Origin of the sequence: Citrobacter sp. RHB21-C05 (genome assembly GCF_013889015.1) — a bacterium.
GTDB lineage: Bacteria > Pseudomonadota > Gammaproteobacteria > Enterobacterales > Enterobacteriaceae > Citrobacter_A > Citrobacter_A sedlakii.
Map to the genome: position 1 here is coordinate 1,927,906 of NZ_CP057611.1, position 26,694 is coordinate 1,954,599.

The window sequence follows — 26,694 nt, forward strand, 5'->3', positions numbered from 1 at the left end:
TAAGGATTTAAACATGACGCAATTCGCATTTGTGTTCCCTGGACAGGGTTCGCAGACCGTTGGGATGCTGGCCGATATGGCGGCAAGCTATCCGGTTATAGAAGAAACGTTTGCTGAAGCTTCAGCGGCGCTGGGCTACGACCTGTGGGCGCTGACTCAACAGGGGCCAGCGGAAGAATTGAACAAAACCTGGCAGACTCAGCCTGCGCTGTTAGCGGCGTCTGTCGCACTGTACCGCGTCTGGCAGCAGCAGGGCGGTAAAGCGCCTGCGCTGATGGCGGGTCATAGCCTGGGCGAATACTCTGCGCTGGTGTGCGCGGGCGTCATCAATTTTGCTGATGCGGTGCGTCTCGTGGAACTGCGTGGTAAATTCATGCAGGAAGCGGTACCGGAAGGCACAGGCGGCATGTCTGCTATTATCGGTCTGGATGATGCTTCTATCGCTAAAGCCTGCGAAGACGCGGCGGAAGGCCAGGTGGTTTCGCCAGTGAATTTTAACTCGCCGGGACAGGTGGTTATCGCCGGGCACAAAGAGGCGGTAGAGCGCGCGGGCGCCGCTTGTAAAGCTGCCGGCGCGAAACGTGCGTTGCCGCTGCCGGTAAGCGTACCGTCGCACTGTGCGTTGATGAAACCCGCTGCGGAAAAACTGGCCGTTGAATTAGCGAAAATCACCTTCAGCGCGCCGACAGTGCCGGTAGTGAACAACGTGGATGTGAAATGTGAAACCGAGGCTGACGCGATTCGTGATGCGCTGGTTCGCCAGCTGTACAGCCCGGTTCAGTGGACCCGTAGCGTTGAGTTTATGGCCGCGCAGGGCGTGGAACACCTTTACGAAGTCGGTCCGGGTAAAGTCCTCACCGGTCTGACGAAACGCATTGTCGATACCCTGACCGCCTCGGCGCTGAATGAACCGGCGGCGGTATCTGCGGCGCTTGAGCAATAAAAGAGGAAAACCATGAGTTTTGAAGGAAAAATCGCGCTGGTTACCGGTGCAAGTCGCGGTATTGGCCGCGCTATTGCAGAGACGCTCGTTGCCCGTGGCGCGACCGTTATCGGTACAGCGACCAGCGAAAATGGCGCTCAGGCCATTAGCGATTACTTAGGTGCGAAAGGCAAAGGTCTGATGTTGAACGTGACCGATCCTGCATCTATCGAATCCGTTCTGGAAAAAATTCGCGCAGAATTTGGTGAAGTCGATATCCTGGTCAATAATGCCGGTATCACTCGCGACAATCTGCTGATGCGAATGAAAGATGATGAGTGGAACGATATTCTCGAAACCAATCTTTCATCTGTTTTCCGCCTGTCAAAAGCGGTAATGCGCGCTATGATGAAAAAGCGTCATGGACGTATTATCACTGTCGGTTCTGTGGTTGGTACCATGGGAAATGCGGGTCAGACCAATTACGCTGCGGCGAAAGCAGGTCTGATTGGCTTCAGTAAATCGCTGGCGCGCGAAGTTGCGTCACGCGGCATTACTGTAAACGTTGTTGCTCCGGGCTTTATTGAAACGGACATGACGCGTGCGCTGACCGATGAGCAGCGTGCGGGTACGCTGGCGGCAGTACCTGCGGGTCGTTTAGGCGATCCAAAAGAAATTGCCAGCGCGGTTGCATTTTTAGCTTCTGACGAGGCGGGTTACATCACTGGTGAAACCCTGCACGTCAATGGCGGAATGTATATGGTTTGACCACGAGCTACGCAAATTCGGCCAGGCTGGAGCAGTCTGAAGGAAAATGCGTAGAAAAATATTTGCGTTATTTGGGTGAAAAGCCGCAAAATAGCGTAAAATCGTGGTAAGACCTGCCGGGATTTAGTTGCAAATTTTTCAACATTTTATACACTACGAAAACCATCGCGAAAGCGAGTTTTGATAGGAAATTTAAGAGTATGAGCACTATCGAAGAACGCGTTAAGAAAATTATCGGCGAACAGCTGGGCGTTAAGCAGGAAGAAGTTACCAACAATGCTTCTTTCGTTGAAGACCTGGGCGCAGATTCTCTTGACACCGTTGAGCTGGTAATGGCTCTGGAAGAAGAGTTTGATACTGAGATTCCGGACGAAGAAGCTGAGAAAATCACCACCGTTCAGGCTGCCATTGATTACATCAACGGCCACCAGGCGTAAGTGAACATCTCCAGGCGGTCATTCGACCGCCTGAGTTTTATCTTTTTGTCCCACTAGAATTTTTTTCCCTCCCTGGAGGACAACCGTGTCTAAGCGTCGTGTAGTTGTGACCGGACTGGGCATGTTGTCTCCTGTCGGCAATACCGTAGAGTCTACCTGGAAAGCTCTCCTTGCCGGTCAGAGTGGCATCAGCCTGATCGACCATTTCGATACTAGCGCCTATGCAACGAAATTTGCTGGCTTAGTAAAGGATTTTAACTGTGATGACATCATCTCGCGTAAAGAACAGCGCAAGATGGATGCCTTCATTCAATATGGAATTGTCGCTGGCGTCCAGGCCATGCAGGATTCTGGCCTTGAAGTAACGGAAGAGAACGCAACCCGTATTGGCGCCGCTATTGGTTCCGGTATCGGTGGTCTCGGTCTGATTGAGGAAAACCACAGTTCTCTGGTGAACGGTGGACCGCGTAAGATCAGCCCATTCTTCGTTCCGTCGACGATTGTTAACATGGTGGCAGGCCACCTGACCATCATGTATGGCCTGCGTGGGCCAAGCATTTCTATCGCAACCGCCTGTACCTCAGGCGTACACAACATCGGTCATGCCGCGCGTATCATTGCTTACGGCGACGCGGACGCGATGGTTGCGGGCGGTGCTGAAAAAGCCAGTACGCCGCTGGGCGTGGGGGGCTTTGGCGCAGCGCGTGCGTTGTCCACACGTAACGACAACCCGCAAGCGGCAAGCCGCCCGTGGGATAAAGAGCGTGACGGTTTTGTGCTCGGCGACGGTGCCGGGATGGTTGTACTCGAAGAGTATGAACATGCGAAAAAACGCGGCGCGAAAATTTATGCTGAAGTCGTTGGCTTCGGGATGAGCAGCGATGCATACCATATGACGTCGCCGCCGGAAAATGGCGCAGGCGCGGCGTTGGCGATGGTCAACGCACTGCGTGATGCGGCGATTGAACCGGGCCAGATTGGCTATGTCAACGCGCACGGGACCTCTACCCCGGCAGGCGATAAAGCTGAAGCGCAGGCGGTTAAGTCTGTCTTTGGCGAAGCGGCAAGCCGTGTGATGGTCAGCTCTACCAAATCCATGACCGGCCACTTGTTGGGTGCGGCAGGCGCGGTAGAATCCATCTACTCCATCCTGGCGCTGCGCGATCAGGCTGTTCCGCCAACCATTAACCTGGATAATCCGGATGAGGGTTGCGATCTGGACTTCGTTCCGCACGAAGCGCGTCAGGTCAGTGGAATGGAGTATGCGCTGTGTAACTCCTTCGGTTTTGGCGGCACGAACGGTTCTTTGATCTTCAAAAAGATCTAACCGCCTGTCCGTTGTTGCTTAAAGGTCCGCTCGTCGGGCCTTTTTTATTGCGTTTTCTTCCCTTGTCCTGCACTCGTCATCCTGCCACACTAACGGGCCACCGATGAGGAGCCACTATGTTCTTGATAAATGGTCGTGAACAGAAATCGCTTGCTGCAAGCGATCGCGCAATACAGTTTGGCGATGGCTGCTTTACTACCGTACGTATTTTCGACGGTCAGCTTTGCCATCTGGCTGCGCATCTCCGGCGTTTGCGGGATGCCTGTAATAAACTGCTGATCGCCTTTGAGTTCTGGGATGAGCTTGAACGTGAAATGAACACGCTTGCCATGGGGCATTCCCGTGGCGTGCTGAAGGTGATCATCAGCCGCGGCAGCGGCGGTCGAGGCTACAGTGCGGCAAACTGCTCGCAGCCTACCCGAATTCTGACCGTTTCGCCGTATCCGACGCATTTCGATGACTGGCGAAATCGAGGAATCACGCTAACCCTCAGCCCGGTTCGTCTTGGTCGCAACCCGCTGCTTGCCGGGATCAAACATCTTAACCGTCTTGAACAGGTCCTGATTCGTTCTCATCTTGAGCAGACGGAGGCGGATGAGGCGCTGGTTCTTGACAGCGAAGGTTGGGTTACGGAATGCTGTGCGGCTAATGTGTTCTGGCGAAAAGACAATGTGGTCTATACACCGCGTCTCGATCTGGCAGGTGTCAACGGCATAATGCGACAATTCTGTTTGCAGCAGCTGGCACAATCGTCTTTTCGGGTTGTCGAAACCAGTGCCCGTGAAGAAGATGTCCGCCGCGCTGACGAAATCGTGGTTTGTAACGCGCTGATGCCGGTTATTCCTGTGGGCGCTTTTGACGCTGTGCCGTTCTCTTCACGCGCGCTCTATGAATTCCTGGCCCCACTGTGTGAGTATCCGAATTAGTCATGAAAAAATTGTTATACGCTGTCCTCTTATTGGGTGTGGTATTAGGCATTGCTGGGGGAGTGGGCTTGTGGAAGGTTCGCCAACTGGCGGACAGCAAGATCCTGATTAAAGAAGAAACCATTTTTACCCTCAAACCGGGAACGGGTCGTCTGGCGCTCGGTGAGCAACTGTATGCCGACCGGGTTGTGAACCGCCCCCGGGTATTTCAGTGGCTGCTGCGCGTTGAACCGGCGCTTTCGCACTTCAAAGCGGGCACGTATCGCTTAACGCCAGGAATGACCGTGCGGGAGATGCTGCAACTGCTGGAAAGCGGAAAAGAGGCACAATTTCCGCTGCGCTTTGTGGAAGGGATGCGGCTTAGCGACTATCTCAAACAGCTGCGCGATGCGCCTTACGTCAAGCATACCCTGACCGACGATAGCTACGCGAGCGTGGCGAAGGCGCTCGAACTGAAAGAAACCGACGGTCTCGAAGGCTGGTTCTGGCCTGATACCTGGATGTACACCGCCAACACAACCGATGTGGCCTTGCTTAAGCGCGCGCGTCAAAAAATGGTGAAAGTGGTTAATGAGGTTTGGGAAGGCCGCGCGGAGGGGTTACCGTATAAAGATCAGAATCAACTGGTCACCATGGCCTCGATCATCGAAAAAGAGACGGCGGTTGCCAGCGAACGCGATCAGGTTGCGTCGGTATTTATCAACCGACTGCGCGTCGGAATGCGACTGCAGACCGATCCTACGGTGATTTACGGGATGGGTGAGCGCTATAATGGCAAGATCTCACGTGCAGATCTGGAAACCCCGACGGCCTATAACACCTATACCATCACCGGGCTGCCGCCGGGACCGATCGCCATGCCGGGCGAAGCCTCGCTGAAGGCGGCGGCGCATCCGGCCAAAACGCCGTATCTCTATTTTGTCGCCGACGGCAAAGGGGGCCATACGTTTAATACCAATCTTGCCAGCCATAACCGGTCTGTGCAGGACTACCTGAAAGTGCTTAAGGAAAAAAATGCGCAGTAAGTATATCGTCATCGAGGGGCTGGAAGGCGCCGGTAAAACGACCGCGAGAAATATCGTGGTTGAGACGCTCGAACAGCTCGGCATCCGCGACATGGTTTTTACCCGCGAGCCGGGCGGCACGCAACTGGCGGAAAAACTGCGCAGTCTGGTGCTGGACATCAAATCTGTCGGCGATGAGATCATCACCGATAAAGCCGAAGTGCTGATGTTTTATGCAGCGCGCGTCCAGCTTGTGGAAACGGTCATCAAACCCGCGCTGGCAAAGGGGACGTGGGTGATTGGCGACCGTCACGATCTTTCCACCCAGGCGTACCAGGGCGGCGGACGCGGTATCGATCAGCAGATGCTTGCCACACTGCGTGACGCAGTACTCGGCGATTTCCGGCCGGATTTGACGCTTTATCTGGATGTTACGCCTGAAGTTGGGCTGAAACGCGCGCGCGCGCGCGGCGAGCTGGACCGTATTGAGCAGGAGTCTTTTGACTTCTTTAATCGCACCCGCGCCCGCTATCTGGAGTTGGCGGCCCAGGATGCAAGCATTCGCACGATTGATGCGACGCAGCCGCTGGACGTTGTAATGAATGCTATTCGTACCACTGTGACCGGGTGGGTGAAGGAGCAGGGCGCATGAAATGGTATCCATGGTTACGACCGGACTTTGAAAAACTGGTAGCAAGCTATCAGGAAGGACGGGGTCACCATGCGCTACTGATCCAGGCACTGCCGGGAATGGGCGATGATGCCCTGATCTACGCGCTCAGCCGATTTCTGCTCTGTCAGCAGCCGGACGGTCATAAAAGCTGTGGCCACTGCCGCGGCTGCCAGTTGATGCAGGCGGGCACGCATCCGGACTATTATTCCCTGTTGCCGGAAAAAGGGAAAAACGTGCTGGGCATCGACGCGGTTCGCGAAGTGGGGGAGAAACTCTACGAGCGGGCGCGTCTTGGCGGGGCGAAAGTGGTGTGGATCCCCGACGCGGCGCTGTTGACCGATGCCGCGGCGAACGCCTTGCTTAAAACCCTGGAGGAACCGCCTGAGCAAACGTGGTTCTTTCTCGCTACGCGGGAGCCTGCGCGTCTTCTGGCGACGTTGCGCAGCCGCTGTCGTTTGCATCACCTTGCGCCACCTGCGGAAAACTATGCGGTCACGTGGCTCGCGCGAGAAGTGACGGTGTCACAAACGTCGCTGTTGACCGCGCTGCGCCTGAGCGCAGGCTCGCCGGGCGCGGCGCTGGCGTTACTGCAATCCGACGGTTGGGCGCAACGCGAAGCGCTGTGCCAGTCGCTTTCAGGCAGCGTGTCTGGCGGTGACTGGTACAGCCTGCTGCCGGTGTTGAATCATGAGCATGCGCCCGCGAGACTACACTGGTTGGCGACCCTGCTGATGGATGCGCTGAAGCGCCAGCATGGGGCGACATGGTTAACCAATGCGGATGCCGGAGAGCTGGTGGCAATGCTTGCCGGGCAATTGTCTACAAACCGGATCCAGGCGATCCTGAGCGCCGTCTGCCATTGCCGTGAACAGTTGCTCAGTGTGACGGCAATAAACCGTGAACTGGTCTTAACCGATCTCCTTTTACAAATTGAGCATTACCTGCAACCTGGCGCTGTATTGCCAGTTTCCCATCTTTAAGAGAGACATTATGTTTTTAGTCGACTCGCACTGCCATCTTGATGGCCTGGATTATCAATCTCTGCATAAGGACGTGGACGATGTGCTGACGAAAGCCGCCGCACGCGATGTGAAGTTCTGTCTGGCGGTGGCGACCACGCTGCCAGGCTACCGCGCGATGCGCGAGCTGGTGGGTGAGCGCGATAACGTGGTGTTCTCCTGCGGCGTACATCCGCTTAACCAGGATGAGCCGTTCGAAGTGGAAGAACTGCGGCGACTGGCGGCAGAAGAGGGCGTTGTGGCGATGGGGGAAACCGGGCTGGACTATTATTACACCCCCGAAACGAAGGTTCGTCAGCAGGCGTCATTTATTCATCATATTCAGATTGGCCGTGAGCTGAACAAACCGGTGATTGTGCACACTCGTGACGCCCGCGCCGACACGCTGGCGATTCTGCGTAATGAAAAGGTGACGGATTGCGGTGGCGTACTACACTGTTTTACTGAAGACAGAGAAACGGCGGGTAAATTACTGGATTTAGGCTTTTATATCTCCTTTTCCGGTATTGTGACCTTCCGTAACGCCGAGCAGTTACGCGATGCCGCACGCTACGTGCCGTTGGATCGCCTGTTGGTGGAGACGGATTCTCCTTATCTCGCTCCGGTTCCGCACCGTGGCAAAGAGAACCAGCCGGCAATGGTACGTGATGTTGCGGAATACATGGCCGTATTGAAGGGTGTTGCCGTTGAAGAACTGGCGCAAATCACCACCGATAACTTTGCCCGCCTGTTCCATATCGACGCGTCCCGCCTGCAATCCGCCTCTTAAGCGAGTTTTTTTAAAGCTCGTAATTAATCAGCAAAGCGAGTAAAGTTCACCGCCACAAACTGGGCGGTGAATGAACAGCTTGACACATTATGAAACGATTTTTGTCAAAATGTGCAACTTATGGCACCGGGCGGAGTTGAAACGTGATGGTCGTCAAACAAAAATAAGCTGATTTATTTTACTCTGTGTAATAAATAAAGGGCGCTTAGATGCCCTGTCCACGGCGAGGCTCTCCCCCCTTGCTAATGCGTGAAAACGTAGAAAAACACCAATACTCAGGAGCACTCCTAATTATGTTTAAGAATGCATTTGCTAACCTGCAAAAGGTCGGTAAATCGCTGATGCTGCCGGTATCCGTATTGCCTATCGCAGGTATCCTGCTGGGCGTCGGTTCCGCAAACTTCAGCTGGCTGCCAGCCGTTGTCTCGCATGTCATGGCAGAAGCAGGCGGTTCTGTTTTTGCAAACATGCCGCTTATTTTCGCTATCGGTGTCGCGCTTGGTTTTACCAACAACGACGGCGTGTCCGCTCTGGCGGCGGTGGTTGCCTATGGCATCATGGTGAAAACCATGGCCGTGGTTGCGCCGCTGGTTCTGCATTTACCGGCTGAAGAGATCGCAGCAAAACACCTTGCGGATACCGGTGTTCTCGGGGGGATTATCTCCGGTGCGATTGCGGCGTACATGTTCAACCGTTTCTACCGCATCAAGCTGCCTGAGTATCTTGGCTTCTTTGCTGGTAAGCGCTTTGTGCCAATCATCTCCGGCCTGGCGGCAATCTTTACCGGCGTGATCCTCTCCTTTATCTGGCCGCCTATCGGCACGGCTATCCAGACGTTCTCGCAGTGGGCGGCTTACCAGAACCCGGTTGTGGCGTTTGGTATCTACGGCTTCATTGAGCGTTGCCTGGTGCCGTTTGGTCTGCACCATATCTGGAACGTTCCTTTCCAGATGCAGATCGGCGAATACACCAACGCGGCAGGTCAGGTCTTCCACGGCGATATTCCTCGCTATATGGCGGGCGACCCGACGGCGGGCAAACTGTCCGGCGGCTTCCTGTTCAAAATGTATGGTCTGCCGGCGGCGGCTATCGCCATCTGGCACTCGGCTAAACCGGAAAACCGCGCGAAAGTGGGCGGTATCATGATCTCCGCAGCGCTGACCTCGTTCCTGACCGGTATCACCGAGCCGATCGAGTTCTCCTTCATGTTCGTTGCGCCGATCCTTTACATTATCCACGCGATCCTGGCTGGTCTGGCGTTCCCAATCTGTATCCTGCTGGGTATGCGTGACGGTACTTCCTTCTCGCACGGTCTGATCGACTTTATCGTCCTGTCCGGTAACAGCAGCAAACTGTGGCTGTTCCCGATTGTCGGCGCAGGTTATGCGATCGTTTACTACACCGTCTTCCGCGTTCTGATCAAGGCGCTGGACCTGAAAACGCCGGGTCGTGAAGACAGCACTGACGACGCGAAAGCGGGCGCGACCAGCGAAATGGCTCCGGCACTGGTGGCGGCATTTGGTGGTAAAGAAAACATCACCAACCTGGACGCGTGTATTACCCGTCTGCGTGTCAGCGTGGCTGACGTCGCGAAAGTGGATCAGGCTGGCCTGAAGAAACTGGGTGCGGCAGGCGTGGTTGTTGCGGGTTCTGGCGTTCAGGCGATTTTCGGTACAAAATCCGATAACCTGAAAACGGAAATGGATGAATATATCCGTAACAGCTAAGCAGTAAGACGTTGGGGAGAACTAAGGCAGCCGCATGGCTGCCTTTTTTACATCCTGATCGGTGCGTATGAAAAGCCGAACAGGGTCCGGCAGCTACATCAGAACTGATACGTGGCGGTGATGCTCACGTTACGCGGTTCGCCGTACACGATAGACCCTTCGATGTTGGTGTCGTAGGTTTTATCAAACAGATTGTTCACGTTACCCTGCAACGAAAAGTTTTTGGTCACCTGGTAGCGGGTGAAAAGATCCACCAGCGCATAGCTGCCCTGTTCCGCGCGGAAAGTGCCGTATGGCGTGACAGTATCGCTGTAGACGCGGTTCTGCCAGTTAACGCCGCCGCCAACGGTCAGTTCTGGCATCGCCGGCAGGCGATAACGGGTGAACAGTTTGACCGACGTGCGCGGCAGATACGGATTCACCGCATTGCCTTCGTTATCGTCAGCGAGGTAGCGCGTTGCGCCAAAGGTCATCTGCCAGTTATCGGTGATCGCGCCGTTGATCTCAAATTCGACCCCTTTGCTGACGGTGCCGTTCGCGGCTTTATACGCGGTCTCTCCGTTGCTCCCGGCGATAGGTGAACCGGTGGACTGAGCAAGGTTGTCCTGCTCGATGCGGAACAGAGACAGGGTGGTGGTCAGACGGCTATTCATCCAGTCAGATTTCAGGCCCACCTCATAGTTATTTCCGGTGATGGGGGAAAGGTATTTACCCGAGCTGTCGCGCTTGTTCTGCGGCTGGAAGATCGATGTGTAGCTGGCATAGGTAGACCAGTTATCGTTAATGTCATAAACCAGACCGGCATACGGCGTGGTATGGTTTTTCTCCATGCTGTAGGTCAGGGTGTCGATACGCCAGTTAGTGTAGCGCGCGCCGAGGATCAGATGCAGCGGGTCAGCCAGAGAAACACGGGTCGCGGCATACAACGACTTCATATGCGTGGTGTCATCCTGGGCCAGCGACTGCGGCGTCCATTGAGTTTGTGGGAAATGGCCGTCGAAGTCAGCGAAATTGCCAATTTCGTCCGGGAAAACATTCGCCCACGAGCTGAAATAGCGGTTATTTTGCTTACTGTAGCTACCACCGAACATCAGGTTATGCTGACGACCAAACAGGTCGTAGCCGCCGTCGGCAAACAGATCCACCGCGTCGACCTTACGCTTACCGCTGTTCCAGCCGGTACCGCCTACGTAGTCAAAACCGGGGCCATAGCTGGCGTAAGGGCCAACCAGCGTACCGTCGGCTTTATTGACTAACGCATCGATATACATTGTCTTACTGTCGAATTTCACTTCAGAGTGAGTGGCATTCATTGTTGCCTGCCAGGTATCGGCAAAGCGCTGCTTGAGTGTGACGAAAACCTTGTTGATCTCTTTATCGTTGTAAGCCCAGTCCGGCGCTGTGCTACGGGCGCGATCGTAGCTGTTTTTGCTGCCGTCGGTGTTCCAGCGCGGCAGGCCGCCCCATGTCGGGCTGTTCACATCGATTTTTTGATATTCATAACCTGCCGCCAGGCTGGTGCTCTCGCCCAAATCCGCGTCGAGAATACCGGAGAAGAAGGTTTTTTCGCTATTGTAGCGATCCAGCCATGAGTCATTATTTTGATAACCGGCCACGACGCGCGCGCGAACATTTCCGTCATCCGTAAGCGGACTTTGCAGATCCATCACGTAACGCTGTTTATTCCAGCTGCCGTATTCCGCAGAAACATCTCCCGTAAACTCCCGACGGGTGGCATGCTTGCGGATCATATTGATGGAGGCCGACGGGTTGCCGGTTCCTGTCATCAGACCGTTGGCGCCGCGCACCACTTCCACGCGTTCAAAAAGCGCGGTGTCGGACAACGCGTCACCGAGGTTCCAGCGCGATTCAAAGTACGTAGGAATACCGTCGACCATATAATTGTCGATCTCAAACCCGCGCGAATAATAGCTGCTGCGGTCTGAATCCGCCTGGCTTCGGCTAATTCCCAGCGTGTTATCCATCACGTCGCCGAGAGTGTGCAGTTGTTGGTCTTCCATACGCTGCTGGCTGACGATGCTTACCGATTGCGGAATATCGCGCTGCGTCATTGCCATTTTCGTGGCGGCGTTGGTGGTTTTTACGCTGTAATCGTGTTCATCGCTGGCATCAGAAATGTCCGGGACGGAACCGTCCACAATGACGGTATCTTCGGTAACGGAAGCTGCGAAACTTGCGGAGGGCATCATTGCCACTGCGATACAGGCTGCCAGCAACGATGGGGTTGCGGCAGGTTGGCGCTGTTCGTCCCTACGGTGTGTGATGAAAGACATGAGAAAACCCTTAATAGTGAAGATAGTGATTCAGGCTGCGCGGGGCGGCGATGAACCCTTTTTTATTGTCTGGCTTATCATTGCGCATGAAAATGCAAATGCGAAATATACGCATTCATATTCACTGTGTAAACAGAGGTTACAGGCTTTCTGAAATCTTGTTTCAGAACTTTTAGACGACGCGGGGAGGGGAAAGCAGAGAACCTGTACGGCGATGCGCGTTTTTTGCTTAAGAAATCGTGGCTTAAGGTTGAAAGAGCGGCTTTAAGTCGATCATACTCTATACTGGCAGTGTGGCTCAGCGTAGCATGGCATCACGCATGGCAATTTTAAGAAAAGGAAAACGTCGTGGCAGAAGAAACTATATTCAGCAAAATTATTCGTCGTGAAATCCCGTCAGACATTGTCTACCAGGATGAACTGGTTACCGCATTCCGGGATATTTCACCGCAGGCGCCCACCCACATCCTGATTATCCCCAATATTCTGATCCCGACGGTCAATGATGTCACTGCCGAGCATGAACAGGCGCTGGGACGGATGATCACCGTAGCGGCGAAAATTGCTGCGCAGGAAGGCATCGCAGAAGATGGCTATCGCTTGATTATGAATACTAACCGTCACGGCGGCCAGGAGGTGTATCACATCCACATGCACCTGCTGGGGGGCCGCGCGCTGGGGCCTATGCTTGCGCATAAAGGGCTGTAATGATGAAAAAAGGATGCCTTGCGCTTTCGCTGGGACTGCTGCTGCTGGCGGGGTGTCGTTCGCATCCTGAAATACCGGTCAGCGACGAGCAGTCTCTGGTGATGGAATCAACGCTGCTGGCTGCGGGGATCACGGCGCAGCCGCCGTCGTTGAGGACCTCTGATCTTCAGCCTTCCGCGTCCTCAGTGCTGTACAACGAAAGGCAAGAGCCCGTTACCGTTCATTATCGTTTTTACTGGTATGACGCCAGAGGATTAGAAATGCATCCTCTGGAAGCGCCACGCAGCGTGACAGTTCCGGCGCGTTCGTCGGTCACGCTCTATGGCAGCGCCAATTATCTGGGGGCGCACAAAGTCAGACTTTATCTTTTTTTGTAAGGGGTGAATCTTGAAGAGTAAATTGAGTCGCTATGCGCTGTTAGTCGGGCTGGCGATAGTGCTTTCCGGCTGTGTGGCGCAGCGAGAGCCTGCGCCAGTGGAAGAAGTCAAACCGGTGCCGGAGCAGCCCGCGCAGCCTCAGCAGCCTGCGCCTGTCGTACCTTCTGTGCCGGAAATCCCGGGTCAGCCTGGTCCAATTGAGCATGAAGATCAGACGGCGGCGCCTGCGCCCCGCGTTCGTCACTACGACTGGAATGGTGCCATGCAGCCGATGGTGGCTAAAATGCTGCAGGCCGATGGCGTAACCTCGGGCAGCGTGCTGCTGGTGGACAGCGTCAACAACCGGACAAACGGGTCGTTGAACGCGAGCGACGCCACGGAAACCCTGCGCAACGCGCTGGCTAACAACGGCAAGTTTACGCTGGTCTCCGCCCAGCAGTTGTCGATGGCGAAACAGCAGCTAGGCCTTTCTCCGCAGGACAGCCTGGGAACGCGCAGTAAAGCCATCGGTATTGCCCGCAACGTTGGCGCGCACTATGTGCTGTATTCCAGCGCCGCCGGCAACGTCAATGCGCCATCGCTGCAAATGCAATTAATGCTGGTACAAACTGGCGAGATAATCTGGTCAGGTAAAGGTGCCGTTCAGCAACAATAACGCGCTGTCGCGCGACGAGGTCTTGTCGCGCTTCTTTCCGCATTATCGCCCCGTTGCTGACGGTCAGACCGGTCTCAGCGGCGGGAGCGTTATCCTGGCCCGCGCCGAAACGCGTCTGGTGCTTCGCCGCCATCACGATCCCGATGCGCGCGGATACCCATTTTTGCGCCAGTACCGTGCTCTTAATCGCCTACCTGAACGTCTTGCGCCGAAGCCGCGTCTGTATATTCCCGGCTGGATGGCGGTGGACTATCTGCGCGGCGAGGTAAGATCGCAATTGCCGGATACCGACGAACTCGCGGGCTTGCTGTATCATCTGCATCAGCAGCCGCGCTTCGGTTGGCGTATTCACCTTCTGCCGCTGCTTGAACAGTACTGGCGAGGCAGCGATCCGTCACGCAGAACGCCGCGCTGGCTGAGGCGGTTAAAACGTTTGCGTCAGCAAGGGGAGCCACAACCGCTGCGTCTGGCGCCACTGCACATGGATGTCCACGCCGGGAACATCGTACACACTGAGTCGGGGCTGAAGTTAATCGACTGGGAGTACGCCGGGGACGGCGATATCGCGCTTGAGCTGGCGGCGGTGTGGATGGACGATGTGGCCCGGCGCCGGCAACTGGTGAACGACTATGCGGTGCGCGGCAATATGTCGCCGGAAAGCCTGTGGCAGCAGGTCCGACGCTGGGATCCGTGGGTACAGATGCTGAAGGCAGGATGGTATGAATACCGCTGGCGACAGACCGGCGAACAACACTTTATCGGGCTGGCCGACGCAACCTGGCGGCAGCTTTTAACGAAGGATTAAGGAGAGCAGTGTGGGTCCAGTTATGTTGGATGTCGAAGGGTTTGAACTGGATGCGGAAGAACGGGAAATTTTGGCCCATCCGCTGGTCGGTGGTTTGATCCTCTTCACGCGTAATTATCACGATCCGGCGCAGCTGCGCGAACTGGTGCGTCAGATCCGCGCGGCGTCGCGCAATCATCTGGTGGTGGCGGTGGATCAGGAAGGCGGCCGCGTACAGCGCTTTCGCGAAGGCTTTACCCGACTGCCTGCCGCTCAGTCTTTTGCCGCGCTACACGGGATGGAAGAGGGCGGCAAACTGGCGGAAGACGCAGGCTGGCTGATGGCCAGCGAAATGATAGCAATGGATATCGACATCAGTTTTGCGCCGGTACTTGATGTCGGGCATATCAGCGCCGCGATTGGCGAGCGATCCTATCATGCCGATCCGGCAAAAGCGCTGGCGATGGCGACGCGCTTTATCGACGGGATGCATGCCGCGGGCATGAAAACCACCGGTAAACATTTTCCGGGTCACGGCGCGGTGACCGCCGATTCGCATAAAGAGACGCCGACCGATCCGCGTCCGGAAGCGGAAATTCGCGCTAAAGATATGTCCGTGTTCCGTTCGCTGATTACCGACAACAAACTTGATGCGATTATGCCTGCGCATGTGATTTACAGCGAGGTTGATCCGCGTCCGGCAAGCGGCTCGTCGCACTGGCTGAAAACGGTCCTGCGTCAGGAGCTGGGTTTTGACGGGGTGATTTTCTCCGACGATCTCTCGATGGAAGGGGCGGCGATCATGGGCAGCTATGCCGAGCGCGGCCAGGCGTCGCTGGATGCAGGTTGCGATATGATCCTGGTCTGCAATAATCGTAAAGGTGCGGTCAGCGTGCTGGATAATCTGTCGCCGATCAAAGCAGAACGTGTTACACGTTTGTATCATAAAGGTTCATTTTCTCGTCAGGAACTGATGGACTCGGCACGCTGGAAACAGGTCAGCGCGCAGCTCAACCAGTTACACGAACGCTGGCAGGAAGAAAAAGCAGGTCATTAACGCAAGTTTGGTGAGGGTGCGATGATTATCTATTTACACGGTTTTGACTCTAACAGCCCGGGTAACCACGAAAAAGTGTTGCAGTTGCAGTTTATCGACCCGGACGTCAGGCTGATCAGCTACAGTACGCGGCATCCGAAACATGACATGCAACATCTGCTGAAGGAAGTGGACAAAATGTTGCAGCTTAACGTTGACGATCGTCCGCTGATTTGCGGTGTGGGTCTGGGAGGCTACTGGGCCGAGCGCATCGGCTTTCTGTGCGACATCCGTCAGGTGGTGTTTAATCCGAACCTGTTCCCGTATGAGAACATGGAAGGCAAAATCGACCGCCCGGAAGAATACGCCGATATCGCCACCAAATGCGTGACGAACTTCCGTGAAAAGAACCGCGACCGCTGCCTGGTGATTCTTTCCCGTCATGACGAAGCGCTTGACAGTCAGCGCTCTTCTGAAGAACTGCACCATTTTTACGAAATTGTATGGGATGAAGAACAGACGCATAAGTTCAAGAATATTTCACCCCATCTGCAGCGCATCAAAGCGTTCAAAACGCTGGGTTGACCGTCAACCACTGCGTATGCGCGTCCTGACCGCCAGCCTTCGGGCTGGTTTTTTTTTGGCGAAATGGCAGAAGGTGTCTATCTTTTCAGCATCAAAACTTGATGCACATCAATTTTGGTATGACCAATGCACCGCATGTGTTATTCTCACTCTCGAAGAACATTTTCATTGTCGTAACCTGTTGTTAATTAAAGGCTATGTTAATAACTTTTAATTAACAAATGGTTAATCATTTAAGGGGGTCGCGTTGACTACACCATTGAAAAAGATCGTGATTGTCGGCGGGGGTGCTGGCGGGCTGGAAATGGCTACGCAACTGGGGCACAAACTGGGCCGCAAGAAAAAAGCGAAGATTACGCTGGTTGACAGAAATCATAGCCATCTGTGGAAACCCCTGCTGCACGAAGTGGCGACGGGGTCTCTTGATGAAGGCGTGGATGCGCTGAGCTACCTGGCGCACGCGCGGAATCACGGCTTCCAGTTCCAGTTGGGGTCGGTAATGGATATCGATCGCGAGGCCAAAACAATTACCATTGCCGAACTGCGCGACGAGAAAGGCGAACTGTTGGTGCCGGAGCGCAAAATCGCATACGACACGCTGGTGATGGCGCTGGGCAGTACTTCTAACGATTTCAACACGCCGGGCGTGAAAGAGCATTGCATCTTCCTCGACAACCCGCATCAGGCGCGCCGTTTCCATCAGGAAATGCTTAACCTGTTCCTGAAGTATTCCGCTAACCTCGGCGCGAACGGCAAGGTGAATATCGCCATTGTCGGCGGTGGGGCAACCGGCGTTGAGCTTTCGGCTGAACTGCATAACGCAGTGAAACAATTGCACAGCTATGGCTACAAAGGGCTGACCAACGAAGCGCTGAACGTCACGCTGGTGGAAGCGGGCGAGCGCATCCTGCCTGCGCTGCCGCCACGCATTTCTGGCGCGGCGCATAATGAACTGAGCAAACTGGGCGTCCGCGTACTGACCCAGACAATGGTGACCAGCGCCGACGCGGGCGGTTTACACACGAAAGACGGCGAATACATTGAAGCCGACCTGATGGTCTGGGCGGCAGGGATTAAAGCGCCGGACTTCATGAAGGAGATCGGCGGGCTCGAAACCAACCGTATTAATCAACTGGTGGTGGAGCCCACGCTGCAAACCACCCGCGATCCTGACGTGTATGCGATTGGCGACTGTGCTTCCTGCGCGCGTCCGGAAGGCGGATTTGTTCCACCGCGCGCCCAGGCTGCGCATCAGATGGCGACCTGCGCGATGAATAACATTCTGGCGCAAATGAACGGTAAACCGCTGAAGGCATACCAGTATAAAGACCATGGCTCGCTGGTTTCGTTGTCTAACTTTTCTACCGTTGGCAGTCTGATGGGGAACCTGACCAAAGGTTCGATGATGATCGAGGGGCGCATTGCCCGCTTCGTGTACATCTCTTTGTACCGGATGCACCAGATTGCACTGCACGGTTACTTCAAAACCGGGTTGATGATGCTGGTGGGCAGTATTAACCGCGTTATCCGTCCGCGTCTGAAGCTGCATTAATTACCTTCCTCCCAGTGTCGCCAATGGCGGCGCTGGGCGTCTGCGCCGTTCTGCACACTGGATATTCCTGTTGCTCTCCTCAGAGTTCTCTGAATCATGCTGTTTTAAGGTCAACCCACGATATTTTCATCCGCAATCTGATGGGCTTCTGCTTGCTTTAGTTGCAATATTGTTACCAATAGCAAAGAAGGAGGATTTCCCGTGAATAAATCAATGTTGGCGGGTATAGGGATTGGCGTAGCTGCTGCGCTGGGCGTGGCGGCGGTGGCCAGTCTGAACGTCTTTGATCGCGGCCCGCAGTATGCGCAAGTGGTTTCTGCAACACCTATCAAAGAAACCATTAAGACCCCACGTCAGGAGTGCCGTAACGTCACGGTGACCCACCGCAGACCTGTCCAGGATGAAAACCGTATCGCCGGTTCTGTTCTTGGCGCAGTGGCTGGCGGAGTGATTGGTCATCAGTTTGGCGGGGGCCGTGGCAAAGATGTCGCCACTGTTGTCGGGGCGCTGGGCGGTGGTTACGCGGGTAACCAGATCCAGGGATCAATGCAGGAAAACGACACCTACACCTCTACGCAGCAGCGTTGCAAAACCGTCTATGACAAATCGGAAAAAATGCTCGGCTACGACGTGACCTACAAGATCGGCGATCAGCAGGGCAAAATCCGGATGGATAAAGATCCGGGTACACAAATTCCGCTGGATAACAACGGCCAGTTGATTCTGAATAACAAAGCATAAAAAAGCTGTACTCTGCTGATTAGCCCCTCATTCGCTCAGGCTGAGGGGCTTTTTTTATCAGAAAGTTAACGCGTAGTTCAGGCCAAAGGTCCGCCCGCGGCCCTTGTATTTATACTGCGATGGGCTGCCGTAGGTTGGGCTGTACAGCAGCGGCGCGCGCTGTCCCCAGAGGGTGGTGTAGTCTTCGTCCAGCAGGTTTTCGATGCTGAAGGTCAGTTTACCCAGCGGGAGCTGATAACTGCTGATAACGTCAACGGTATTGTATCCATCCAGTTTATTACCGCTGGCATCCGTCAGATCGAAAGACTGTTGGGTTTGCACCCGCAATGACCACGGCTCTGGCGCCCAACCCACCCAGGCGGTGGCTTTTGACGGCGAGGCCAGCGTCACATCCCATTTTTCCCATTTCCCGTTTTGCTTCACTTCAGACTTCAGTACGTTGAAGTTTGCGCCGAGGCTCCAGTCGCTGTCAGGAATGAAATAGTCCACAGCGCCTTCCACGCCGTAAATCCGGCGGTCGTCAGGTTCCACGCGAATGGTCATATCGCTGCGGTTAATCACAATGGATTTGTCGGAAGTAGAGTAATAGGCCGCCAGTTGCGTGCGCAGACTGTCGCCGGTATAGCGCCATCCCAGTTCATAGGAGTTGACTTTGATCCCTTCCAGACGCGAGTCAGCGACGTTTACGCTGCGCTGAAGCTGGTAATGATCGCCTACCAACTGATAGGTGCCGTTACCATAGTATTTCCCCGGATCCGGCAATTCGACGCCCTGGGAAAAGTTGAACCACGCCTGCTGGCGTTCGGTCAGATGCGCAAGCAGCCCGGCGTTGAACAGGACGTTATCGTAATCGGTTTTGCCGCCCGGTATCGCATCGGCAGAACTCGCCAGCCCATTGGCGATCCCCTGCTGCTGCGCGTAGCCGATGAAATCATCAACCCGGTTTTCAGTCCATTGATAGCGGATGCCGCCGCTCAGGGTGAAAATATCGTTGATGTCATAACTGCTTTGCAGGAACGGCGCGAAATTAGTGATGCTGTAGCCGGGGTAACGTCCGGTGGTATAGGCCGTACGGTTGTCCATGCCGCCGGAGGGAAGCGACCATGCGAGGTCGAAAAATTTCTGAGTAGCGTCGAAGGTCTCGTGATCCGCATCGATACCCCAGGTCAGTTCCCAGTTATCCATCAACTGACTGTTGAGGGTAATTTTGGCGCCGTACTGATCGGTGTCCTGCTGCGAGGCAGAAAAGCTGGTGACCTGACCCCTGGTCAGCGACGGGAAGGGGTAAAATTTCAGCGATTCATCACGGTAATAAATTTGGCTGACCAGATTTTGACCGAAGAAGTCGGCGTCTGAATATTGCAGGCTAATCAGATGACGCTCTGTTCCGGGGATGCGATCGGCGCTGAGTCCGCTACGGGTGCTGGCTTTACCGTCACCAGTGACGGCAGACATATTTTCGCCCAGATACAGGCCGTAATCGTCATCGCCCTGGCTTTTATAATATTGGGTCACCAGCTGTAGCTGACGGTTGTCGTCAATCTCAATAGTGCCCGTACCCATCACATCCAGACGATCGGAGTGCTGCAAGCCGGTTTGCGTATTGTCGAGCATTAGCGCATCGCCGTTGCCATCGTACCAGCCGCCGAAGCGCTGCCAGGCGACAGAGAGACGGCCAGAGGCGCGATCCGTCCCCCCGCTGACCGCGGCGGCAACGCGCTCGTCACGATCGTTACTGTTATTGAAGCCCGATTTAGCACCCAGTTCTAGTTCCACTTCGCGTTCCGGCTGGCCTTTTTTGGTCACGATGTTGATCAGGCCGCCAGTACTGCCGCCGCCATAGAGCGACGTCGCGCCGGAAATCACTTCAATGTGGGCAATGTTGAACGGATCGATGGCGTCCAGCTGTCGGCTGTCGGTACGCGAAGAGTTAAGGCGTACGCCATCAATCAGCACGACCAGCGCGCGCCCGCGCATATTCATACCATAGTTGGTTCGTCCCTGGCTGCTGACATCAATACCGGGGATCAACTGCGCCAGCACATCTTTAAACTCTTTGCCGCCCTGAACCTGTTGTTCAATTTCCTGACCCTCGATCACCCAGGTGGTCTGCGCCATTTCCGCCACCGTTTTTTGACTCCGGTTAGCGCTGACGATGAGGTTTTCTTCTTCTGTTTGCGTCGCTGCCGTTGCAGGCAGGGTTAACGCAAGCAGGACTGGGTTGAGCACCCAAAGACGCTTATTCATTCGCATTCCCTTCTGAAAATATCTGTAAAAGTGGTGTTCTTCTTGCCGGGCAGGCTCCGGCTGTTACATTGTGAAACAGATAGAAAATCAAATGCGAATATTGCTGATAATGGTTTCTATTATCAAATAATATTTTAAGAAATTTGAGTCTAACCCGGTGAAAACATTACTTTTTGTAGGGGAAAGGTGAGAGAAGGACCGGGAAACGCATTCCCCGGCCAGCAGGATCAATCAGGCTTTTACCAGCTCGGGCCACAGGCGAAGAGTGGTACGGGTGATCTGCATCAGTGTGTCAAACGACGCGCCTTCGCGGGCGCTGATCGACATCCCCTGTAAGATGCAGTTCAGGTATTCGGCAAGGTGCTGTACGTTGCACTGCGCCGGGATCTCTGCGCGCATCTGGCGCTGTTGCAGGAAACGGGTCAACGTTTGCTCCTGCATGGCGTGGCGTGATTTCACCGTATGCGCAATATCCCGTGACGCGGCAGCAAGCGTCGCGGAAGTGTTGATCATAAAACAACCCGCCGGGGTGTCTTTACTGGTAAAACAGGTCGCCACGGCGGTGAAGTAATCCTCCAGCGCGGCCTCCACGCTTTTTTCTTCGCAAAATAGCTGCGCTTCATGCTTTGCGGCGAAACGGGCGATGTACCTGTCGAGCACCGCGCGAAATAGACCTTCTTTATTGGTGAATTCTGCGTAAAGCGTGGGGGCTTTCGCCCCTGTCGCTTCAACAAGATCAGAGAGCGACGTCGCCTCATAACCGTGCTGCCAGAAGAGTGTCATGGCCTTATCAAGCGCGGCTTCCCTGTCGAACACTTTTGGTCGGCCACGGCTTTTTTTTACACAACCTGTCGAGTCAGTTGTCATGATGCCGGTGTACCTGTCTGGGTTTAATGAATAACCATTATAAAAATAAAACCGTCCAGTCTCCAGCGCATTCCTGTGAAAAATAATTACGTTGCATTGTCATGAAAGATAAGTGCTTTTTAATTTATATAACGACCGTTATAAAAAAGAGTTGACGTGTGACCTGGATCACATCTATCATTTACCTATCGATCGTTAAGTAAATGCTTACGACCCCGTTCATCTGCAAAAGGTTACTATTATGAAAAACGTCAAAGCCCTCATCGCTGCTGCTGTACTCAGCTCTCTTTCATTCGCCAGCTTCGCTGCCGTTGAAGTGCAATCTACGCCTGACGGCCAGCAAAAAGTTGGGACCATCTCTGCCAGCGCAGGTACTAACCTGGGTTCTCTGGAAGAACAACTGGCGCAAAAAGCAGATGAAATGGGGGCGAAATCTTTCCGCATTACCTCGGTTACTGGCCCGAACACGCTGCACGGTACCGCGGTAATTTATAAATAAGCATTAACCCCTCATTAATGCCTGATTAAGATTTGCCACTGCACAAAAAAGCCCCGCTGAACTAGGGTTCAGCGGGGCTTTTTCGTTCAGGCTTACAGGGATTGCTGTTTAACGTCGTGATGTCGAGTGACGTCGACCGGCATGCCGGAGCGGACATCCATTACGTGCTGCATCAGTGGCGCATCGGTTTGCGCGGCATCTTTAAATGCCTGCAATGTGCTGTTCAGGACGATAGGCAAAACCTGCGGGTCATCATCAATATTTTTTGACAGCGGCTGATGTACCTCAACCAGACGTACGCCGCCTGGCTCGACTGAGGCTTTGATCGGCGTATTAATAATGTTGACTTTGGTTCCCAGGGTAACCTGCTTAAACAGCGTTTCAATATCGCCATCACGCAGGCGAATGCAGCCGGAACTGACCCGCATTCCGATGCCGAAATCGGCGTTGGTGCCGTGCAGCAGATACACGCCGCCGTAGGCGGCTAAACGAATCGCGTGGTGACCCATCGGGTTATCCGGCCCGGCAGGGACAACCGCAGGCAAATCGATCCCCTGTGCTTTATAGCGGGCGCGAATATTGGCCGTCGGCGTCCAGGTCGGATTCGCACGCTTGTCGGAAACGGTGGTTACCATGGTGGGCGTCAGCGTATCGCCTCCCAGTTGACCAATGCCGATAGGGTAAACCGTGACCACGTTTTTACCCGGTGGATAATAATAAAGGCGCAGTTCAGCAAGGTTAATGACGATACCTTCGCGCGGCGCATCCGGCAGGAGGGTTTGCAGCGGAATGGTCAAGACGCTGCCAGCGCGCGGCACGTAGGGGTCAACGCCGGGATTTGCCTGTAACAGCGCCAGGAATCCAACGTTGTATTTCTTCGCAATGGCCTCCAGGGAACCGCCGTTGTTTTCGACAACGTGATATTTATTTTCGCCCACCAGTTTGCTGCCGGGCGGCGGAAGTGGCCAGGTATTCGCCTGCGCAGGTAGCGCAAGCGCCATGCCGGCGGCAAAGGTGACAAACGCCAGCCAGCGGGAAAGTCGCAGAGTTTTCATTATCATCATAAATCAAAGGGTTATTGGAATAAAAAACGCCAACGATCATTATGGCGGGTTGGCATGTCCTGAAATGCAAGGGAAGTGCAAAGAGTTGTAAAGATCTGCGAGGCGGGGGAGATCATGCCGGACGGCGGTTTCGCCTTATCCGGCATCGGGTTATTACGCGACCGCGTTTTCTTCCAGTTGCGCCATAAACTGACGCACCCAGTCCATACGCGTTTTCCGCTCCGTCAGATCCTGCATAAACTTCAGGCGGGTCGGACCGTCGAGGCGGAAGTGCTGAGGCTGCTTTTGCAGCAGACCGATAAGCCAGCCCGGGTTCACGTGATTTTTCTCGGCGAATTCAATGGTGCCGCCTTTCTCGTTACCTTCGAGTTTGCGGATCCCCAGCTTTTGCGCCTGCTGACGCAAACGGGCGATATCCAGCAGATTACGCGCGGGATCCGGCAGAAGACCAAAGCGATCGATAAGCTCCACTTTGATCTCTTCCAGCTCGTTTTCGCTTTTGGCGCTGGCGATTCGCTTGTAGAACGACAGGCGCGTATTGACGTCGGGGATATAATCATCCGGTAGCAGCGACGGCATTCGCAGTTCGACTTCTGTCTGCTGGCTGGTAAGATCTTCCAGCGACGGTTCCCGTCCGGCTTTTAGCGCATCGACGGCGTTTTCCAGCAGTTCCATATACAGCGAGAAGCCAATGGTTTCCATCTGCCCGCTCTGGTCTTCGCCAAGCAGTTCGCCCGCGCCGCGAATTTCCAGATCGTGTGTCGCCAGCGCAAAGCCCGCGCCCAAATCTTCCAGTGACGCAATCGCCTCCAGACGCTTTTGCGCGTCGGTGGTCATCGCTTTCGGATGCGGCGTCAACAGCCAGGCGTACGCCTGATGATGCGATCGGCCCACGCGTCCGCGCAACTGATGCAACTGCGCCAGTCCAAAGTGATCCGCGCGTTCGATGATAATGGTGTTGGCGGTCGGGATGTCGATCCCGGTCTCGATAATCGTGGTACACACCAGCACGTTAAAGCGCTGATGGTGGAAGTCGTTCATTACCCGTTCCAGTTCGCGCTCGCGCATCTGCCCATGACCAATCGCGATGCGCGCTTCCGGCACCAGTTCCGCCAGGCGGTCGGCGGCTTTCTGAATGTTTTCGACGTCGTTATACAGGTAATAGACCTGGCCGCCGCGCAGGATTTCACGCAGGATCGCCTCGCGCACGACCAGGTTATCGTATTCACGGACGAAGGTTTTCACCGCCAGCCGTCGCGCCGGTGGGGTGGCAATGATCGACAGATCGCGCATCCCGCTCATCGCCATATTGAGCGTGCGCGGGATGGGCGTGGCGGTCAGGGTCAGAATATCGACGTCGGCGCGCATCGCTTTGATACGCTCTTTATGACGCACGCCGAAACGGTGCTCTTCGTCGACAATCAATAAGCCCAGATCTTTCAGTTTGACATCGCTTTGTAACAGCTTGTGCGTGCCGATCAGGATATCGATTTTCCCTTCAGCCGCCTGTTCGAGGATCTGCGCCTGTTCTTTGGCGCTACGGAAGCGGGACAGCATTTCGATACGCACCGGCCAGTTGGCAAAGCGGTCGCGGAAGTTGTCGAAGTGCTGCTGGGCGAGCAGGGTGGTCGGCACCAGAACGGCCACCTGCTTATGGTTTTCAACGGCGAGAAACGCCGCGCGCATTGCCACTTCGGTTTTGCCGAAGCCCACGTCGCCGCAGACCAGACGATCCATCGCCAGCGGCTGACACATGTCGCTGAGTACAGCGTTAATGGCCTGGGCCTGGTCGGGCGTGGTCTCGAACGGGAAGCTGTCGCAAAATAGCTGGTACTGCTCGCGGTCGTGCTTAAAGGCAAAGCCTTCTTTCGCCGCACGTTGGGCATAAATATCCAACAGTTCCGCCGCCACGTCGCGGACTTTTTCCGCTGCTTTTTGCCGCGCGCGGGACCAGGCGTCGCCGCCAAGCTTATGCAGCGGCGCGTTTTCCTCGGCTCCGCCTGCATAGCGGCTGATGAGATGCAACGAGGAGACCGGCACATACAGTTTGGCGTCGTTGGCGTAGGTGAGCATCAGATATTCACCCTTGATGCCGCCCGCTTCCAGGGTCGTCATTCCGGCATAACGACCAACGCCGTGTTCCAGATGAACCACCGGCTGACCCGGATGCAGTTCGGCCAGGTTACGGATCAACGTGTCCGGATTAATGGTGCGGCGTGAATCCTGGCGGCGACGCGCCACGCGCTCGCCGAGCAGGTCGCTTTCGCAAATCAGCGCCAGGTTGCGCTGGGTATCGACAAACCCGCGTTCCGCGGCGCCGATCATCAGATAGCGCCCGTTACCACTTGCTTCATCAAGACGCAGAATGCGCTTCGGCGCGAGCTTAATTCGCGCGAGCAGTTCGCCGAGCGCCTCGCGGCGGCCTTCGCTCTCCACGGAAAAGACAACCGGACCCGTGAACGACTCGAGGAATTTGCGCAAAGCGTCAAGCGGCGCTTTTTGCTGCGCCTGTACCGCCAGATCGGGCAATTGCTGGAAACCCAGATTGGTATTGGCCGCTTTGTCCGGCAGGTGCTCCGTTTTAAGCTGAATGCGCGGCCAGCGCTTCAGTTCCGAGAACAGCGCGTCAACGCGCAGCCAGAGCGATTCTGGCGGCAGGAGCGGGCGCATCGGGTCAACGCCCCGGTTCTCGAAACGCGCCAGCGTGTCGGCCTGGAAGCGTTCGGCGCTGGCTTCCAGATCGCCGGTATTGACAAGTAAGGTGTTGGCCGGGAAGTAACTGAACAGTGGGGGCAGCGGTTCGCTGAAAAACAGCGGTTGCCAGTATTCAATCCCCGCAGGCAGCGTGCCTTTACTGACCTGCTGATAAATATGTTCAGCGTCGCGTTTCACTTCAAATGTATCGCGCCACTGGCTGCGGAACAGCTCGATGGCGGTTTTATCCGTCGGAAACTCATGCGCTGGCAGCAGGTTGATGGCTTCCACTTCTTCCAGCGTGCGCTGGGTATCCGCATCAAACAGGCGAAGGCTGTCAATTTCGTCGTCAAAGAAATCCAGACGGTAGGGTTGTTCGCTACCCATCGGGAAGAGATCCAGCAGCGCGCCGCGCGTCGCGTATTCGCCGTGTTCCATTACCTGATCAACGTGCCGATAGCCTGCGCTGTCGAGCTGCGCGCGCAGGGCGTCGCGCGATAATCGCTGACCTTTTTTCATTACCAGCGCATGGCCGTGCAAGTAACTGTGCGGGCAGACGCGCTGCATCAGCGTATTCACCGGCACAATCAACACGCCGCGTTGCATAGAAGGCAACTGATACAGGGTTGAAAGGCGTGATGAGATGATTTCCTGATGCGGCGAGAAGCTGTCGTAAGGAAGCGTTTCCCAGTCCGCGAGGTTCATCACCATCTGGTCGGTAAACTGGCGGATTTCGTCGTGCAGGCGCAGGGCGTTTTGCATATCCGGGGCGATGAGTACGACGGGGCCGGGATGGCGTTCAGCAATGTCCGCCACCAGCGTGGCGCAGGCAGCCCCGGTCAGTTCGCCCAGCAGGCGCTGATCGCCCGCTTTGACGGGCAGCGTGTAACGTTGTTGTTCAGGCATTCGGTTGTCAGAATCTCTTTTAGGTATACGTCTGATAAGCAATGCTCTTTATTATCCGCGATCGTTTCTCTTTAGCAAATTGAATCGCCCTCGGTATCGTCATGCGTAATATT

The 26,694-nt window shown here is 55.1% G+C and carries 24 protein-coding genes; 19 read left to right on the forward strand and 5 right to left on the reverse strand.

Annotated elements, in window-relative coordinates; genetic code table 11:
* Window positions 1-13 precede the first annotated feature (13 nt).
* The 10 genes from fabD (at window position 14) to ptsG (ending at window position 9,572) form a co-directional block, all read left to right on the forward strand.
* Complete coding sequence (gene fabD, locus HVX72_RS09305) at window positions 14-943, forward strand: ACP S-malonyltransferase (protein ID WP_042283726.1); 930 nt, start codon at window positions 14-16, stop codon at window positions 941-943.
* Window positions 944-955: 12 nt separating this feature from the next.
* Entirely contained in the window at window positions 956-1,690 is a 735-nt protein-coding gene (gene fabG, locus HVX72_RS09310) for a 3-oxoacyl-ACP reductase FabG (protein WP_042283724.1), read from the forward strand.
* 200 nt (window positions 1,691-1,890) lie between these two features.
* A complete protein-coding gene (acpP, locus tag HVX72_RS09315) occupies window positions 1,891-2,127 on the forward strand; it encodes an acyl carrier protein (RefSeq protein ID WP_000103754.1) in 237 nt (78 codons plus the stop codon).
* Between the two features lie 85 nt (window positions 2,128-2,212).
* Window positions 2,213-3,454, forward strand: a complete 1,242-nt coding sequence (gene fabF / locus HVX72_RS09320; RefSeq protein ID WP_042283721.1) for a beta-ketoacyl-ACP synthase II — start codon at window positions 2,213-2,215, stop codon at window positions 3,452-3,454.
* Between the two features lie 116 nt (window positions 3,455-3,570).
* Window positions 3,571-4,380, forward strand: a complete 810-nt coding sequence (pabC, locus tag HVX72_RS09325; protein WP_181823054.1) for an aminodeoxychorismate lyase — start codon at window positions 3,571-3,573, stop codon at window positions 4,378-4,380.
* Between the two features lie 2 nt (window positions 4,381-4,382).
* Window positions 4,383-5,405, forward strand: coding sequence for a cell division protein YceG (gene yceG, locus HVX72_RS09330; RefSeq protein WP_042283716.1), 1,023 nt, complete (start codon window positions 4,383-4,385; stop codon window positions 5,403-5,405).
* Window positions 5,395-6,036, forward strand: coding sequence for a dTMP kinase (gene tmk, locus HVX72_RS09335; protein WP_042283713.1), 642 nt, complete (start codon window positions 5,395-5,397; stop codon window positions 6,034-6,036). Before yceG ends, tmk begins: the two co-directional genes overlap by 11 nt.
* Complete coding sequence (holB, locus tag HVX72_RS09340) at window positions 6,033-7,037, forward strand: DNA polymerase III subunit delta' (RefSeq protein ID WP_181823055.1); 1,005 nt, start codon at window positions 6,033-6,035, stop codon at window positions 7,035-7,037. Before tmk ends, holB begins: the two co-directional genes overlap by 4 nt.
* Before the next feature lie 10 nt (window positions 7,038-7,047).
* Window positions 7,048-7,845 carry a metal-dependent hydrolase gene (locus HVX72_RS09345; RefSeq protein ID WP_060571342.1) on the forward strand — a complete coding sequence of 266 codons (798 nt, stop codon included), beginning with the start codon at window positions 7,048-7,050 and terminating at the stop codon, window positions 7,843-7,845.
* Between the two features lie 293 nt (window positions 7,846-8,138).
* Window positions 8,139-9,572 carry a PTS glucose transporter subunit IIBC gene (gene ptsG / locus HVX72_RS09350; protein ID WP_042283707.1) on the forward strand — a complete coding sequence of 478 codons (1,434 nt, stop codon included), beginning with the start codon at window positions 8,139-8,141 and terminating at the stop codon, window positions 9,570-9,572.
* Window positions 9,573-9,670: 98 nt separating this feature from the next.
* Here the strand turns inward: ptsG and fhuE are convergent, their stop codons facing one another.
* Window positions 9,671-11,866, reverse strand: a complete 2,196-nt coding sequence (fhuE, locus tag HVX72_RS09355) for a ferric-rhodotorulic acid/ferric-coprogen receptor FhuE (RefSeq protein WP_181823056.1) — start codon at window positions 11,864-11,866, stop codon at window positions 9,671-9,673.
* Between the two features lie 348 nt (window positions 11,867-12,214).
* Between fhuE and hinT the strand changes: the two genes are divergently transcribed.
* The 8 genes from hinT (at window position 12,215) to HVX72_RS09395 (ending at window position 18,304) form a co-directional block, all read left to right on the forward strand.
* The gene (gene hinT / locus HVX72_RS09360; protein ID WP_042283701.1) at window positions 12,215-12,574 is read left to right on the forward strand and encodes a purine nucleoside phosphoramidase; all 360 of its coding nucleotides are present in this window, start codon (window positions 12,215-12,217) and stop codon (window positions 12,572-12,574) included.
* Between the two features lie 2 nt (window positions 12,575-12,576).
* Complete coding sequence (locus HVX72_RS09365) at window positions 12,577-12,951, forward strand: YcfL family protein (RefSeq protein ID WP_042283698.1); 375 nt, start codon at window positions 12,577-12,579, stop codon at window positions 12,949-12,951.
* A 10-nt stretch (window positions 12,952-12,961) separates the two neighbouring features.
* Window positions 12,962-13,606 carry a penicillin-binding protein activator LpoB gene (gene lpoB, locus HVX72_RS09370; protein WP_181823057.1) on the forward strand — a complete coding sequence of 215 codons (645 nt, stop codon included), beginning with the start codon at window positions 12,962-12,964 and terminating at the stop codon, window positions 13,604-13,606.
* Window positions 13,587-14,411, forward strand: a complete 825-nt coding sequence (gene thiK / locus HVX72_RS09375) for a thiamine kinase (RefSeq protein WP_181823058.1) — start codon at window positions 13,587-13,589, stop codon at window positions 14,409-14,411. The genes lpoB and thiK overlap by 20 nt, the downstream gene beginning before the upstream one ends.
* A 10-nt stretch (window positions 14,412-14,421) precedes the next feature.
* Window positions 14,422-15,447, forward strand: coding sequence for a beta-N-acetylhexosaminidase (nagZ, locus tag HVX72_RS09380; protein WP_042283690.1), 1,026 nt, complete (start codon window positions 14,422-14,424; stop codon window positions 15,445-15,447).
* Window positions 15,448-15,468: 21 nt separating this feature from the next.
* On the forward strand, window positions 15,469-16,011 hold the full coding sequence (gene ycfP / locus HVX72_RS09385) for an alpha/beta hydrolase YcfP (RefSeq protein ID WP_042283688.1): 543 nt from the start codon (window positions 15,469-15,471) through the stop codon (window positions 16,009-16,011).
* Window positions 16,012-16,258: 247 nt separating this feature from the next.
* Window positions 16,259-17,563, forward strand: coding sequence for an NADH-quinone dehydrogenase (gene ndh / locus HVX72_RS09390; protein WP_042283686.1), 1,305 nt, complete (start codon window positions 16,259-16,261; stop codon window positions 17,561-17,563).
* Window positions 17,564-17,764: 201 nt separating this feature from the next.
* Window positions 17,765-18,304, forward strand: a complete 540-nt coding sequence (locus HVX72_RS09395) for a glycine zipper 2TM domain-containing protein (protein WP_060571338.1) — start codon at window positions 17,765-17,767, stop codon at window positions 18,302-18,304.
* A gap of 57 nt (window positions 18,305-18,361) precedes the next feature.
* On the opposite strand, the gene HVX72_RS09400 is transcribed toward HVX72_RS09395, so the two are convergent.
* Window positions 18,362-20,551 carry a TonB-dependent siderophore receptor gene (locus HVX72_RS09400; RefSeq protein WP_181823059.1) on the reverse strand — a complete coding sequence of 730 codons (2,190 nt, stop codon included), beginning with the start codon at window positions 20,549-20,551 and terminating at the stop codon, window positions 18,362-18,364.
* Window positions 20,552-20,782: 231 nt separating this feature from the next.
* Window positions 20,783-21,418, reverse strand: coding sequence for a TetR family copper-responsive transcriptional repressor ComR (comR, locus tag HVX72_RS09405; protein ID WP_181823060.1), 636 nt, complete (start codon window positions 21,416-21,418; stop codon window positions 20,783-20,785).
* Between the two features lie 241 nt (window positions 21,419-21,659).
* Between comR and bhsA the strand changes: the two genes are divergently transcribed.
* Window positions 21,660-21,917 (forward strand): multiple stress resistance protein BhsA, encoded by a 258-nt coding sequence (bhsA, locus tag HVX72_RS09410; protein ID WP_042283675.1) that lies wholly within the window; start codon window positions 21,660-21,662, stop codon window positions 21,915-21,917.
* Window positions 21,918-22,009: 92 nt separating this feature from the next.
* Here the strand turns inward: bhsA and HVX72_RS09415 are convergent, their stop codons facing one another.
* Complete coding sequence (locus HVX72_RS09415; RefSeq protein WP_233459217.1) at window positions 22,010-22,972, reverse strand: L,D-transpeptidase family protein; 963 nt, start codon at window positions 22,970-22,972, stop codon at window positions 22,010-22,012.
* Window positions 22,973-23,134: 162 nt separating this feature from the next.
* Window positions 23,135-26,581, reverse strand: a complete 3,447-nt coding sequence (mfd, locus tag HVX72_RS09420) for a transcription-repair coupling factor (RefSeq protein ID WP_181823061.1) — start codon at window positions 26,579-26,581, stop codon at window positions 23,135-23,137.
* Between the last annotated feature and the right edge of the window lie 113 nt (window positions 26,582-26,694).

Coding starts and splice junctions, on each gene's coding strand:
- fabD (WP_042283726.1), top strand. CDS start 14: ATGACGCAATTCGCATTTGTGTTCCCTGGACAGGGTTCGCAGACCGTT.
- fabG (WP_042283724.1), top strand. CDS start 956: ATGAGTTTTGAAGGAAAAATCGCGCTGGTTACCGGTGCAAGTCGCGGT.
- acpP (WP_000103754.1), top strand. CDS start 1,891: ATGAGCACTATCGAAGAACGCGTTAAGAAAATTATCGGCGAACAGCTG.
- pabC (WP_181823054.1), top strand. CDS start 3,571: ATGTTCTTGATAAATGGTCGTGAACAGAAATCGCTTGCTGCAAGCGAT.
- yceG (WP_042283716.1), top strand. CDS start 4,383: ATGAAAAAATTGTTATACGCTGTCCTCTTATTGGGTGTGGTATTAGGC.
- tmk (WP_042283713.1), top strand. CDS start 5,395: ATGCGCAGTAAGTATATCGTCATCGAGGGGCTGGAAGGCGCCGGTAAA.
- holB (WP_181823055.1), top strand. CDS start 6,033: ATGAAATGGTATCCATGGTTACGACCGGACTTTGAAAAACTGGTAGCA.
- HVX72_RS09345 (WP_060571342.1), top strand. CDS start 7,048: ATGTTTTTAGTCGACTCGCACTGCCATCTTGATGGCCTGGATTATCAA.
- ptsG (WP_042283707.1), top strand. CDS start 8,139: ATGTTTAAGAATGCATTTGCTAACCTGCAAAAGGTCGGTAAATCGCTG.
- fhuE (WP_181823056.1), bottom strand. CDS start 11,866: ATGTCTTTCATCACACACCGTAGGGACGAACAGCGCCAACCTGCCGCA.
- HVX72_RS09365 (WP_042283698.1), top strand. CDS start 12,577: ATGAAAAAAGGATGCCTTGCGCTTTCGCTGGGACTGCTGCTGCTGGCG.
- ycfP (WP_042283688.1), top strand. CDS start 15,469: ATGATTATCTATTTACACGGTTTTGACTCTAACAGCCCGGGTAACCAC.
- HVX72_RS09400 (WP_181823059.1), bottom strand. CDS start 20,551: ATGAATAAGCGTCTTTGGGTGCTCAACCCAGTCCTGCTTGCGTTAACC.
- comR (WP_181823060.1), bottom strand. CDS start 21,418: ATGACAACTGACTCGACAGGTTGTGTAAAAAAAAGCCGTGGCCGACCA.
- bhsA (WP_042283675.1), top strand. CDS start 21,660: ATGAAAAACGTCAAAGCCCTCATCGCTGCTGCTGTACTCAGCTCTCTT.
- HVX72_RS09415 (WP_233459217.1), bottom strand. CDS start 22,972: ATGAAAACTCTGCGACTTTCCCGCTGGCTGGCGTTTGTCACCTTTGCC.
- mfd (WP_181823061.1), bottom strand. CDS start 26,581: ATGCCTGAACAACAACGTTACACGCTGCCCGTCAAAGCGGGCGATCAG.